Genomic DNA, 12,203 nt, shown 5'->3' with positions numbered 1-12,203 from the left:
CAGGATGGCGGTGATTTTTGCATTCAGGCAACTCCAGATGCTGCACTTGATTTTATCAATATACATTATATGTAAGTGTATATTGATTTTGGAGTTGTCTGATGAATATGGTCACGGACACCAGTTCCGACATGTCGCGCCAGCAGATGGAAGATCGCGCAGGCGAAGTCGCGGAATTGCTGCGCACCCTGTCGCATCCGGCCCGTCTGATGCTGGCCTGTGCGCTGGCGGAAAAAGAGTATTCGGTCGGTGAACTGGAACAGGGGCTGGGTATTCGTCAACCAACATTGTCGCAGCAACTCGGTGTGCTGCGCGAATCCGGCATCGTCGAGACCCGGCGTGAAGCCAAGCAAATTTTCTATCGCCTGACGGAAACCAAGGCGGCGCAGCTCATCGAGGCTCTCTACAGCATCTTCTGTAATGACGCGCCGAAGGGAGATTTGTCATGATGACCTATCTCCAGTCGCTGGCGGGCGGCATGCTTCTCGGTGCAGCTGCAATTTTCCTTTTGATTTTCAATGGCCGTATCGCTGGTATCAGTGGCATTGTGGGCCGATTGCTGAACGGAAGCCAAGCCGCGCTCAATGCAGCTTTCGTTCTTGGCCTCATTCTTGGGCCTGTGGTCTATGCCGCCTTTTTCGGAAGCTTTCCTGCCACAACCATTGCGGCTTCATGGCCGGTCATCCTCGTGGCGGGGCTTCTGGTCGGTGTCGGAACGCGTATGGGCTCCGGCTGTACATCCGGTCACGGTATTCTCGGCATGGCGCGCTTTTCCAAACGCTCTATCGCCGCGACGATCACGTTCCTAATTACAGGTGTGGCGGCGGCAACCCTCGCGGGAGTTCTGCTATGAACAGGTTTGCTTATTACCGTCTCGCGGCAGCACTTTTTGCAGGCGCGCTGTTCGGGTTCGGATTGTCCCTTTCGGGCATGATCGACCCGTCACGGGTGCAGGGCTTTTTGAACATAGCGAGCGGTCACTGGGACCCCAGCCTTGCATTCGTGCTTGGCGGCGCGCTTCTGGTCGCCATTCCGGGGGTAATGCTTCAGCGTAAGCTGGCAAAGCCGGTGCTGGACGACAGTTTTCACCTGCCTGAAAAGACGCAGATCGACCGGCCTCTGCTGGTTGGTTCGGCGTTGTTCGGTCTTGGCTGGGGATTGGCGGGGTTCTGCCCCGGACCTGCGGTCTCGGCCTTGTCTATCGGCCTGCCGCAGGTCTGGTTATTTGTGGCTGCCATGGCGGCAGGCATGATCATTCACGACAAGGTATTGAAGAGCTAAAGCCCGCGCGCGATCACCAGCCGCTGAACCTCGCTCGTGCCTTCATAAATCTGGCAAACGCGCACATCGCGATAGATGCGTTCAACCGGATAGTCGGCAAGGTAGCCATAGCCGCCGTGAATCTGGATTGCAGCGGAGCAGACTTCCTCCGCCATTTCCGACGCCACAAGCTTGGCCATGGATGCTTCTGTCAGGCACGGTTTGCCCGCTTCGCGCAAGGCTGCGGCGTGCAGAACCATCTGGCGCACTGTTTCAATCTTTGTCGCCATATCGGCAAGGCGGAACGCAATGGCCTGATGCTCGGCAATCGGCTTGCCGAAGGTGATGCGCTCCTTGGCATAATCGCGGGCTGTTTCAAAAGCGGCGCGCGCCATGCCGACTGCCTGCGCGGCAATGCCGATGCGACCGCCTTCAAGATTGGCAAGTGCAATTTTATAGCCTTCGCCTTCCGCACCCAGTCTGTTTTCCAGGGGCACCCGCATATTGGTGAACGCCAGCGCGCAGGTATCGGACGAATGCTGGCCGAGCTTGTGTTCGACCGTCATGACCTCGTAGCCCGGCGTATCGGTTGGCACGATAAAGGCTGAAATGCCCTTTTTGCCCGCCGCCGGGTCGGTAACCGCAAAAACGATCACCACGCCGCCATTCTTGCCGGAGGTGATGAATTGCTTGGAGCCGTCGATCACATAGTGATCGCCATCAAGCCGTGCGCGGGTTTTCAAGGCCGACGCATCGGAGCCGGCCTGCGGCTCCGTCAATGCAAAACCGCCGATCCATTCACCCGATGCCATTTTGGGCAGGAAGCGTCGCTTCTGGTCTTCCGTTCCGAAACGCAGGATTGGCGCGCAGCCGACCGAGGAATGCACCGAAACGATGGTCGAGCAGGCGCCGTCGCCTGCGGCGATTTCTTCCAGAGCCAGCGCATAGGCCACCATGCCGAGGTCGGAGCCGCCCCATTCTTCCGGCACCAGCATGCCGAGAAAGCCAAGTTCGCCCATTTCGGTCAGTTCCGCGCGCGGGAAAGCATGTTCCCGGTCACGCTGGGCAGCACCCGGTGCCAGACGCTCCTGCGCGAAATCGCGGACGGCGTCACGGATCTGCTCCTGCGTATCGGTCAGAAGCATCACACGATCCTTTCAATGCCGATGGAAGTGGCTTCGCCGCCGCCAAGGCAGATGCCAGCCACGCCGCGCTTCAGACCATGCGTTTCCAGTGCGGCAAGCAGCGTCACCAGAATGCGCGCGCCGGAAGCGCCGATGGGGTGGCCGAGCGCGCAAGCGCCGCCATGGATATTGACCTTGTCATGCGGCAGGTCGAGATCGCGCATGGCCGCCATGGCGACCACGGCAAAAGCCTCGTTAATCTCGAACAGATCGACATCCTTGAGGTTCCAGCCGATCTTTTCCGAAAGCTTGTTGATTGCACCAATAGGCGCAGTGGCAAAAAGGTTCGGCTTGTCGGCATAGGTCGCATGGCCAACCAGCACCGCGCGTGGGGTCAGGCCGCGTTTTTCCGCTTCCGATGCGCGCATCAGCACAAGTGCTGCAGCGCCATCGGAAATCGATGAGGAATTGGCCGCCGTTACCGTGCCGCCGTCGCGGAAGGCAGGGCGCAGCGAGGGGATCTTGTCGAGCTTCGCCTTGCCGGGCTGTTCGTCAATTGAAACCTGCACCTCGGCGCGACCGGATTTCACCGTGACGGGGGTGATCTCTGCCGCAAACAGACCGTCCTTGATAGCCTTCTGGGCACGGGTCAGCGAGGCAATGGCGAATTCGTCCTGCGCTTCGCGGGTGAACTGATAGGCTTCCGCGCAATCTTCCGCAAAAGTGCCCATCAGGCGGCCCTTGTCATAGGCATCCTCAAGCCCGTCGAGGAACATATGATCGAGTATCTGGCCGTGACCCATGCGATAGCCGCCACGAGCCTTGGGCAGCAGATATGGCGCATTGGTCATGCTTTCCATGCCGCCCGAAACGATCACATCTGCCGAACCAGCCAGCAGAAGATCATGCGCCAGCATGGTGGCCTTCATGCCCGAGCCGCACATTTTGTTGACGGTGGTGGCGCCTGTTGAAAGGGGCAGACCGGCCTTGATTGAAGCCTGACGCGCCGGGGCTTGTCCCTGACCGGCAGGCAGGACACAACCCATGAACACTTCTTCGACGGCTTCCGCGGCGAGACCGGCACCGGCCAGCGCACCGCTGATGGCGGCAGCGCCGAGATCGGTCGCCTGCGCACCGGAAAAGTCGCCTTGAAAGCCGCCCATCGGCGTGCGGGTTGCGCCGACAATGACAATAGGATCGCTGTTGGACATGATCGTTCCTCGCTTCCTGATGATGTGTTTACTTCGCAGCCATGCGCAGCGCACCGTCGAGACGGATGACTTCGCCGTTGAGCATCTGGTTTTCCGCAATGTGGCGCACAAGTGCTGCATATTCCGCCGGACGTCCAAGACGCGACGGGAACGGCACTGATGCGCCGAGCGCGTCCTGCACTTCCTGCGGCATGCCTGCCATCATCGGCGTTTCGAAGATGCCGGGCGCAATTGTCATGACACGAATACCGTGGCGCGCCAGCTCGCGTGCGACGGGCAGGGTCATCGCTGCAACGCCACCTTTCGAGGCGGAATAGGCCGCTTGTCCGATCTGGCCATCAAAGGCGGCAACCGAGGCGGTGTTGATGATCAACCCGCGTTCACCGCCGTCGCCCGGCTCATTCTTCGCCATGGCTTCAGCGGCCAGGCGCAGCATGTTGAACGTGCCGATCAGATTGATCGAAATGGTGCGCGCGAAACTGTCGAATTTGTGCGGACCTTCGCGGCCCAGCACCTTTTCGCCTGGTGCAACGCCTGCGCAATTGACGAGCGCATCGATACGGCCAAAGGCCTTGAACGCGGCGGCGATGGCTGCCTGTCCATCCGCTTCGCTCGTAACGTCGGTGCGCTGGAAAAGTGCAGATGCGCCAAGCGCTTTCGCTGCCGCTTCACCGGCCTGCGCATTGACATCGAGAAGTGCGACCTTGCCGCCAGCTTCGACAACCATCTTGGCCACAGCAGCGCCGAGGCCGGAACCTGCGCCGGTGATCAGAAATACCCGATCTTGAATCTGCATAATTTTACCTCAGGCTTTTGTCTGTTGCTGTTTGTCAATTTCCGCCTTGCGCAGCAGAAAGCGCTGGATTTTCCCGCTTGGCGTTTTCGGCAGTTCGCTGACGAAATCGATCTCGCGCGGATAGGCATGGGCGGAAAGCCGCTTCTTCACATGTTGCGCCAGCTCTTCGGCAAGCGCGGGCGTGCCTTCATGGCCGGGGGCGAGAATGACGAATGCCTTGACGATTTCCGTGCGCTGCGGATCGGGAACACCGACGACCGCTGCCTCGTTGACCGCCGGGTGTTCAAGCAGGGCGCTTTCCACGTCGAACGGTCCGATGCGATAACCGGATGAGGTGATGACATCGTCGGCACGGCCAATGAAGCTGACGGAACCGTCGTCTTCGAATTCCACGGTATCGCCGGTGCGATAATAGCCGCCCGCAATGGCGGGCGTTTCCTGTTTGTAATAGCCGGAAAACCAGAGCAGCGGCGATTTTGCGATATCGATGGACAGGATACCCGGCTGGTTGGGGCCGAGTTCATTTCCGGCTTCATCCAGAACAGCGACGCGATAGCCCGGCATGGCATAACCCGCCGAACCCTGACGCACCGAATGTTCAAGGCCGTGATGGTTGTTGACCACCATGCCGAGTTCGGTCTGGCCGTAATGGTCGTGGATAGGCGCGCCGAGATTGGCGTCAAACCAGCGGATCACTTCCGGATTAAGTGGCTCGCCTGCACTCGAAACCACGCGCAGACGCCCCTTGATGCGGGCGGCCGCTTCCGGGCCTGCTGCCATCAGCAGGCGAAATGCGGTTGGCGAACCGGCCAGACTGGTCACGCCCAGACGTTCGATAATGTCGTAGGTGCTTTCGGCGTTAAAGCCGCCTTCGTAAAGCGTGGTGGCAATGCCAAGTTGCAGCGGTCCTGTCACGGCATAATAAAGCCCGTAAGCCCAGCCCGGATCGGCGATGTTCCAGAAGATATCGTCGGACCGCAGACCTACGGCTTCGCGCATATAAGCACCAAAGGCGAGCAGGGCGAAGAGCGGAACCGGCACACCTTTTGGCAGGCCTGCCGTCCCGGAGGTCGACATCATCATAAACAGGTCATCGCCCTTGCGCATCACGGGCGGGCAATCGGTGGATGCGGCAGCAAGGGCTGCGCGGAAATCAATATCGCCTGCAGGAGCCGTTTCGCCGGGCGCGAGTATTGTCGCGACCTGCGGGCAGTTTTCAACTTCATCCAGTTTGCTGCGATTGGCGAGATTGGTGACGACCAGTTTCGCGTCGCTTGTCTTGAGACGATGGTCGATGGCCTTGGGACCGAATGCGGTGAAGAGCGGCTGATAAACGGCACCGATGCGCCATGCGCCGAGAATGGTTGCAACCAGTTCCGGTGTGCGATGCAGCAGCCCGGCAACGACATCGCCTGCGCCGATACCTGCGTCCTTCAGGACATTGCCGACCTTTGCCGAGAGATCGCGCAGTTCTTCAAAGGTGAGTTCGGTCAACTGGCCATCGGCGGAAATCGCGCGCAGCGCTATGCGGTTTTCACCGACATAACGGTCGCAGCATTCAACGCAGCCATTAAGGCCGGTGTCGGGATTGCCCACGAGCTGTGTGATGGCTTGGTCGAGTTCAAACTTTGCCACGGCGTCATCATAACGCATACGCTGCGTGACAGCAGACGCTTCAGTCATTCCGGTATTCCTCCCAGACTTCTCACCGCAACGCCAACTCCTCTTGAAACGCTGCGATGGAGAGGTTAATCGCTCAATCATTGCAAACAATGACATTAGAGGTCTTAATTGCTGATCGTTTTTGCAATATAGATCAGTTCATGGAACGCCATAATATCACACCCGGCTTCGTTGAGGACGCTCTGGAAAGCGTGCGCCAGCGAGGCATCGATACAGCGCCATTGATGGCGGCAGTCGGTTTACCGGACAGGTTGACCGAGCCGGTCACGAATATCCAATATGGTCGCCTGTGGTGGCTGATTGCCGAGACCATCGATGATGAGTTTTTCGGGTTGGCAGCGCGTCCGATGCGGCCCGGTAGTTTCAACCTGCTCTGCCATGCCGTTCTGCATGCGGGCACTCTGGAGCGCGCTTTGCGCCGCGCTTTGCAGTTTTTGAATGTCGTGCTGGATGATCCGCGCGGCGAATTGCGCATACGCGACGGCATGGCGCATGTGGTGCTGACGGATGCAGGCCCGCCGCGACCGGCCTTCGCCTATCGCGCTTACTGGCTGATCCTGATGGGCGTAGCCTGCTGGCTGGTGGGGCGGCGCATCCCGTTGCGAACGCTCGACTTCGCCTGTCCGGCGCCCGAGGACCGGCAGGATTATCGGAAATTCTTTGGCGCACCGGTGCTTTTTGATCAGCCGACAACGCGGCTGGTTTTCGATTCATCCTATCTCGCTCTGCCGATCATCCGCAGCGACGTGGCGCTGGACAGTTTCCTACGCGAGGCTCCGGCCAATATCCTGATCCGCTATCGTCACGACCACGATATCTCGTCGCGGGTTAGGGCGCAGCTGAGTCACATTCCCGCTCAGGAATGGCCTTCATTCGAGGAAATGGCTGTTCAATTGAAAATGTCCGCCCCGACGCTACGGCGCAGGCTGAAAGCTGAAGGCCAGAGCTTCGGGACGATCAAGGACGAGTTGCGCTTCGTGACGGCACAGCAGCTTTTGAGCGAGGACAGGCTGACCGTGGCGGAGGTGGCTGCTGAACTCGGCTACAGCGAACCCAGCGCATTCTACCGTGCGTTTCAGAAATGGATGGGACGCAGCCCCGGCACATTCCGGAAAATCGAGCCCTCCGAATAAAAATGCCGGGCCAATGGCCCGGCATTTTTCATGCTTGGGAGGTAACAGGGTTAGTCTTCCTTGATCATGCTGTCCTTGCTCGTATCCCGCATGCGGAGATAGACGATCAGGGAAATGCCGATCATGACCGTGACGTACCAGTAGAAGCCGCGTTCCCAGCCGCCATTCTTGAAGCTCAGCGCGACATATTCCGCAGTGCCGCCAAACAGCGTATTGGCGAGAGCATAGGGAAGGGCCACGCCGAGCGCACGGATATGCGCCGGGAAAAGTTCTGCCTTCACCACCGCGTTGATCGAGGTGTAGCCGGTCACGATAATCAACGCCGCCATGACGAGGAACCCGGCAGTCCATGCATCACGGGTCTGTTCCAGCGTGGTGAAAATCGGATAGGTGAACAGCACGCCCGCCGCACCGAAGGCGATCATCAGAGGCTTGCGACCGATCTTGTCCGAAAGCGCACCGGCTATTGGCTGAAGGCACATGAAGACGAACAGCGTGACAGCATTGATCTGGCTTGCAACTTCACGGCTGAAGCCAGATGTGTTGACCAGAAATTTCTGCATGTAGATCGAGTAGGCATAGAAGGCGAGCGTACCACCAGCGGTCAGCAGCATGACCAGAGCGGTTTCCTTCGGATGATACTTGATCAGGGTCCAGAAGCCCGACTTCGGCGCATCATTCGCCTTGGCGTTCTTGAAGCTCTCGGTTTCGGCCAAGCCGCGACGCAGCCAGAAAACGACGACGGCAAGCAGGGCACCGATGAAGAACGGAATACGCCAGCCCCAGGCTTCCAACGCCGAGGTTTCCATGGTCGATTGCAGAACGATCAGGAGGAGGATGGCCAGAAGCTGGCCGGAGATGAGGGTGACATACTGGAACGACGAGAAGAAGCCGCGACGGTCCTTTCCGGCCATTTCGGACAGATAGGTGGCGCTTGCGCCATACTCGCCGCCGACTGACAGGCCCTGCATCAGACGTGCAAGGACAAGAAGGGCAGGCGCGAGAATGCCAATGGTCTCATATCCGGGGGTGAGTGCGATGATCAGCGAGCCGGCGCACATCAGCGTAACGGAAAGTGCCAGACCGGCCTTGCGACCCTTACGGTCGGCATAGATGCCCATGATCCACGCACCGATCGGGCGCATCACGAAGCCGACCGCAAAGACGGCTGCGGCGCTCAAGAGCTGCGCGGTCTGGCTGTCGGACGGGAAGAAATGCGGTGCAAAATAGAGCGTGAAGGCAGCATAGACATACCAGTCGAACCACTCGACCAGATTGCCGGTCGAACCGCCGATGATCGATTTAAGCCGGCTGTTGGTGCTCGGCGCATCACTCCGTTCGGATGTTATTGAGGCCATTATTGTTCCTTCACATGTCTCGATATCTGAGGTGCAACCCGTTGCTGAAGCGCGGCTTCGTTGCGCTGACTGTCGGGTGCTGTTTTGTTTCGGGTTTCCAATGGGCATGGTGCCGGACGGCATGAAACCCGAAACCGAATTTTCCAAAATTGCGAAAAGAGGGTCAGCAGCGAACCGGGCTTTGCCACAAAACGGCCATTGGCTTTCGGGAAACTGAAATCCCGATATGGCCAGCCTGAGACGGGCATTGATGTTGCTGCATTGGTGAACTCCTCCTGACGAAACTCCCATTTTCGTGGTGGCGATAAGATGCGGGACGCGGTTTTCAATCGCCAGCGACCGGCGTTAAAAAGTTTAATTCGTTGAAATTCATTGAAAAAACAGTCGAGATGCGGCGCAAGTCTGCGTGGTTTGTGCAAAAATCTGCGTGACTTTCATTGAGCGATTGCATAATCCTGCACAAATGAGGATGTCGCGAAACGCGGTGAAACTCCTGCTTCTCGTGCTGGCTATTGTGTTGGCAGCGGGTTTCTGGACGGCTGCAAAACTATGGACGGAGCAGGGCGCTACCGAGCGGTTGCGTCAGAGCGCGACGCTTGTTGCGCGTCAGCAAACACGTCTGATCGACAGTGAACTGGCCAAATTTCGTCTCCTGCCGGTCGCCTTGAAAGAATATAGCGACCTGCGGGATGTGCTGGCTGGCGGATCGCAGGATGCCGTTGCGCGCTTGAATGCCAATCTCGGTTTTCTGGCACACGAGATCGGCTCGCCGATCATCTATGTCATCGCCCGTGACGGCGTAGTGATTGCCTCGTCGAATGCGGGCACGCCGGAGAGCTTTGTCGGACGCAACTATAGCTACCGCCCCTATTTTCAGGGCGCCATGGCTGCTGGTGCCGCTGAATATTATGCCATCGGCGATCTGAGCGGACGTTTCGGTCTATTCCTTTCCAAGCGCATTGGCGACGAGGCCAATCCGGTCGGCGTGGTGGTGGTGAAATTCGAGTTTCACCGGCTCGTCGGCACATGGGCGAACGATCCGGGCCAGACCTTCGTGATTGATCCGCGCGGGATCATTCTGGCGTCGACCGATACGCCGGAAGACCTGCGGTCTTTCCAGCCAATTACCACTACCGAACGGGCGAAAATCATCCAGAGCGGGCAGTTTCATGCCGCCGATCTTCAGCCGAGCCATTATGCGTTTGAGCCCGGTGGGTTGATGCGCGGACCGTCCGGCGCTCCGTTCATTGTCGTTGAAGAACCCATTGCCGGGACCGAGCTGAAACTTGTCCATATCGAGCCGACCGCACCATCCATGCGGGCGGCACATGATCTGGCGCGACTGATCACGGTTGCGGCGATGCTGGTGGTGCTGTTACTTGCTGCGGCTGTCTATTGGCGTATGACGCGTGCTGCCCGCGCAGCCGCCGACCGCGCGGCACTCGAAACGGCTGTTGCCGAACGCACGGCGGAACTGAGTGCCGAGATGATCGAGCGCGAGCGTGCCGACAAGCGCTTTCGCGATGCACGCGAGGAACTGGCGCAGGCAAACAGGCTGGCCTCGCTTGGCTCGATCACCGCAGGCCTTGTGCACGAGATCAACCAGCCGGTTGCGACCATTCGTACGCTGACCGAGAATGCTCAGCACTATCTGTCCAGGGGCAAGCTCGACAAGGTTGCCGCAAATCTCGAGACCTCTGTTGACCTGACTGCGCGCATTGGTTCCATCACGCAGGAGATGCGCCGCTTTGCCCGTCGGCGCGGCAGCGTGGCGCGTCCGATAAGGCTCGATGAATTGATCGATGGCACGATGGTGCTCATGGGCGACCGTTTTCGCAATGCCAATGTTCCGCTGGATATGCCGGAACGCTCCGATCTGATGGTATTCGCTTGCCGTATCCGCTCGGAACAGGTGCTCGTCAATTTGTTGCAAAATGCGCTGGATGCGGTGACGGCGCATTCCGATCCGCATGTCGCAATCATCATCGAACAAGACGAAGAGCAAGTATCGTTGGTTGTTGCAGATAACGGCCCCGGCATTGATCCGGAACTGGCCGACGAAATTTTCAGCCCCTTTGTCACCGGTAAGCCGGAGGGGCTTGGTCTGGGGCTTGGTATCGCGCGCGATCTGATGACGGAACTGGAGGGAACGCTGCGGGTCGTTCCTTCGCCACTGGGTGGCGCAGCTTTCGCCGCGACCTGGAAACGGGCGCATGAGGACGGAGAGCATGACGGAAAGTGAACCCTTGCGCGTGATGCTGGTTGATGACGATGCGCCGTTTCGCACGGCCCTTGCGGATTCGTTCGAGATTGCCGGGATCGATATTGAAACTCATGGCGATGGCCAGTCGGCGCTTGCCAGTCTGACCGCCGATTTTCCCGGTATCGTCGTCACCGATATACGTATGCCGCGTATCGATGGTCATGCCGTTATGGAAGCACTGCTGGCGCGCGATCCGGAACTGCCGGTTATCCTGATGACCGGGCATGGCGATATCGGCATGGCTGTCACGGCGCTCAAGAAGGGCGCTTTCGATTTTATTGCAAAGCCGTTTGCAGCCGATCATCTCATCTCCAGTGTGCGCAGAGCGCTCGAGATGCGCCGTCTTGTGCTGGAAAACCGGCGTCTGCGTCGTGCTGCTGCCGAGGCCGAGCAGGACTATCCATTGTTAGGCGAAACGCCGGTCATGGTGCGGCTGCGCGACACGATCCGGCAATTGGCGAGCGTCGATGTCGACGTGCTGATCGAAGGGGAAACGGGGACGGGCAAGGAACTTGTCGCCCGTCTGCTGCATCGGTGGAGTGCGCGCCATGCGCGTGGCTTTGTTGCGATTGATTGCGCCGCACTTCCAGATGCGGTGGCGGACGAAGTTTTGTTCGGCAACCGTATCCAGCGCGGCAGGATTGCCGATGCAGATCGGGGCACGCTGTTTCTCGACGAGATCGACAGCATGTCGGCAAGTCTGCAAGGCAAGTTGCTGCGGGTTGTCGAAGAGCGAGAGCTGCCCTCTCTGACTGGCGAGCCGCGCGCCGTCAATCTGCGGGTGATTGCCGCCGCGAAAGGCGACCTGGACAGCGCCGTTGCAGCGGGACGTTTCCGTTCCGATCTTTTCTACAGGCTCGAAACGGTGCGGCTGCGCATCCCGCCTTTGCGCGAGCGCCGTAAGGATATCGGTCTGCTTTTTGCCTATTTCCTGGATGAAGCCGCCAGCCAGTTCGGGCAGCCACGTCCCGCAATCGATGCAGCAATCGAGTCGCGGCTCCATTCCGACGACTGGCCGGGCAATGTGCGCGAGTTGCGCAATTATGCCAAGCAGGTGGTGCTGGGCTTGCGGCATGATCCCGCGCATGAACCGAGCATATTGCCACTATCCGAGCAGATGGATCGGTTCGAGGAGGGCGTCATTCGCGCCACGCTCGAACGTTGCAATGGCGATGTGGGCGCTGCCGCCGAAGTGCTGCAACTGCCGCGCCGCAGTCTTTACGCAAGACTGCAAAGGCACGACATCGATGCGTCGTCGTTTCGGCGTCGCGATTGACCTATTCGTCCATCTGCCGCGACATTTCCGCAACAAGGCTAGCCGATCCGTAAAATGTGACCGTAAAACCTCATATTTGATGGCGGGCAGGGTCGTTAA

Annotated in this window: 11 protein-coding genes; 6 read left to right on the top strand and 5 right to left on the bottom strand. The window is 59.0% G+C overall.

Annotation, left to right across the window (positions count from 1 at the left end; all coding sequences use genetic code 11):
* Positions 1–107 precede the first annotated feature (107 nt).
* Genes bigR through FGI60_RS07895 form a run of 3 tightly spaced genes read left to right on the top strand, consistent with a single transcriptional unit; the run spans position 108 to position 1,281 of the window.
* The gene (gene bigR / locus FGI60_RS07905) at positions 108–449 is read left to right on the top strand and encodes a sulfite-sensing transcriptional repressor BigR (RefSeq protein WP_210238434.1); all 342 of its coding nucleotides are present in this window, start codon (positions 108–110) and stop codon (positions 447–449) included.
* Positions 446–853, top strand: coding sequence for a YeeE/YedE family protein (locus FGI60_RS07900; protein ID WP_138784718.1), 408 nt, complete (start codon positions 446–448; stop codon positions 851–853). The genes bigR and FGI60_RS07900 overlap by 4 nt, the downstream gene beginning before the upstream one ends.
* Positions 850–1,281, top strand: a complete 432-nt coding sequence (locus FGI60_RS07895; protein WP_078336924.1) for a YeeE/YedE family protein — start codon at positions 850–852, stop codon at positions 1,279–1,281. The genes FGI60_RS07900 and FGI60_RS07895 overlap by 4 nt, the downstream gene beginning before the upstream one ends.
* On the opposite strand, the gene FGI60_RS07890 is transcribed toward FGI60_RS07895, so the two are convergent.
* From FGI60_RS07890 to FGI60_RS07875, 4 genes are read right to left on the bottom strand one after another with little or no spacing between them, the layout of a single operon-like run.
* Entirely contained in the window at positions 1,278–2,405 is a 1,128-nt protein-coding gene (locus FGI60_RS07890) for an acyl-CoA dehydrogenase family protein (protein ID WP_138784717.1), read from the bottom strand. The two genes, FGI60_RS07895 and FGI60_RS07890, sit on opposite strands and share 4 nt — an antisense overlap.
* A complete protein-coding gene (locus FGI60_RS07885; protein ID WP_138784716.1) occupies positions 2,405–3,595 on the bottom strand; it encodes an acetyl-CoA C-acyltransferase in 1,191 nt (396 codons plus the stop codon). Before FGI60_RS07885 ends, FGI60_RS07890 begins: the two co-directional genes overlap by 1 nt.
* Positions 3,596–3,623: 28 nt before the next feature.
* Positions 3,624–4,391, bottom strand: coding sequence for a 3-hydroxyacyl-CoA dehydrogenase (locus FGI60_RS07880; protein ID WP_138784715.1), 768 nt, complete (start codon positions 4,389–4,391; stop codon positions 3,624–3,626).
* 9 nt (positions 4,392–4,400) lie between these two features.
* Complete coding sequence (locus FGI60_RS07875; protein ID WP_138784714.1) at positions 4,401–6,074, bottom strand: acyl-CoA synthetase; 1,674 nt, start codon at positions 6,072–6,074, stop codon at positions 4,401–4,403.
* A gap of 140 nt (positions 6,075–6,214) precedes the next feature.
* Here FGI60_RS07875 and FGI60_RS07870 point away from each other — a divergent pair, with 140 nt between their 5' ends.
* Positions 6,215–7,207, top strand: coding sequence for an AraC family transcriptional regulator (locus tag FGI60_RS07870; RefSeq protein ID WP_138784713.1), 993 nt, complete (start codon positions 6,215–6,217; stop codon positions 7,205–7,207).
* Positions 7,208–7,257: 50 nt separating this feature from the next.
* On the opposite strand, the gene FGI60_RS07865 is transcribed toward FGI60_RS07870, so the two are convergent.
* Complete coding sequence (locus tag FGI60_RS07865) at positions 7,258–8,565, bottom strand: MFS transporter (RefSeq protein ID WP_138784712.1); 1,308 nt, start codon at positions 8,563–8,565, stop codon at positions 7,258–7,260.
* A 463-nt stretch (positions 8,566–9,028) separates the two neighbouring features.
* On the opposite strand from FGI60_RS07865, the gene FGI60_RS07860 reads away from it, so the two are divergent.
* On the top strand, positions 9,029–10,807 hold the full coding sequence (locus tag FGI60_RS07860; protein ID WP_138784711.1) for a sensor histidine kinase: 1,779 nt from the start codon (positions 9,029–9,031) through the stop codon (positions 10,805–10,807).
* Complete coding sequence (locus FGI60_RS07855) at positions 10,794–12,104, top strand: sigma-54-dependent transcriptional regulator (RefSeq protein ID WP_138784710.1); 1,311 nt, start codon at positions 10,794–10,796, stop codon at positions 12,102–12,104. The genes FGI60_RS07860 and FGI60_RS07855 overlap by 14 nt, the downstream gene beginning before the upstream one ends.
* Positions 12,105–12,203 lie beyond the last annotated feature (99 nt).

The organism is Brucella haematophila (assembly GCF_005938105.1).
Classification (GTDB): domain Bacteria; phylum Pseudomonadota; class Alphaproteobacteria; order Rhizobiales; family Rhizobiaceae; genus Brucella; species Brucella haematophila.
The sequence above is the reverse complement of the archived record's forward strand: the minus strand, read 5'-3'. Positions and strand labels throughout refer to the sequence as shown.

Excerpts from the sequence above, each read along its gene's own strand:
- FGI60_RS07855 (WP_138784710.1), top strand. The coding sequence starts at position 10,794 with ATGACGGAAAGTGAACCCTTGCGCGTGATGCTGGTTGATGACGATGCG.
- FGI60_RS07900 (WP_138784718.1), top strand. The coding sequence starts at position 446 with ATGATGACCTATCTCCAGTCGCTGGCGGGCGGCATGCTTCTCGGTGCA.
- FGI60_RS07880 (WP_138784715.1), bottom strand. The coding sequence starts at position 4,391 with ATGCAGATTCAAGATCGGGTATTTCTGATCACCGGCGCAGGTTCCGGC.
- FGI60_RS07875 (WP_138784714.1), bottom strand. The coding sequence starts at position 6,074 with ATGACTGAAGCGTCTGCTGTCACGCAGCGTATGCGTTATGATGACGCC.
- FGI60_RS07860 (WP_138784711.1), top strand. The coding sequence starts at position 9,029 with ATGAGGATGTCGCGAAACGCGGTGAAACTCCTGCTTCTCGTGCTGGCT.
- FGI60_RS07895 (WP_078336924.1), top strand. The coding sequence starts at position 850 with ATGAACAGGTTTGCTTATTACCGTCTCGCGGCAGCACTTTTTGCAGGC.
- FGI60_RS07890 (WP_138784717.1), bottom strand. The coding sequence starts at position 2,405 with ATGCTTCTGACCGATACGCAGGAGCAGATCCGTGACGCCGTCCGCGAT.
- FGI60_RS07885 (WP_138784716.1), bottom strand. The coding sequence starts at position 3,595 with ATGTCCAACAGCGATCCTATTGTCATTGTCGGCGCAACCCGCACGCCG.
- FGI60_RS07870 (WP_138784713.1), top strand. The coding sequence starts at position 6,215 with ATGGAACGCCATAATATCACACCCGGCTTCGTTGAGGACGCTCTGGAA.
- bigR (WP_210238434.1), top strand. The coding sequence starts at position 108 with ATGGTCACGGACACCAGTTCCGACATGTCGCGCCAGCAGATGGAAGAT.
- FGI60_RS07865 (WP_138784712.1), bottom strand. The coding sequence starts at position 8,565 with ATGGCCTCAATAACATCCGAACGGAGTGATGCGCCGAGCACCAACAGC.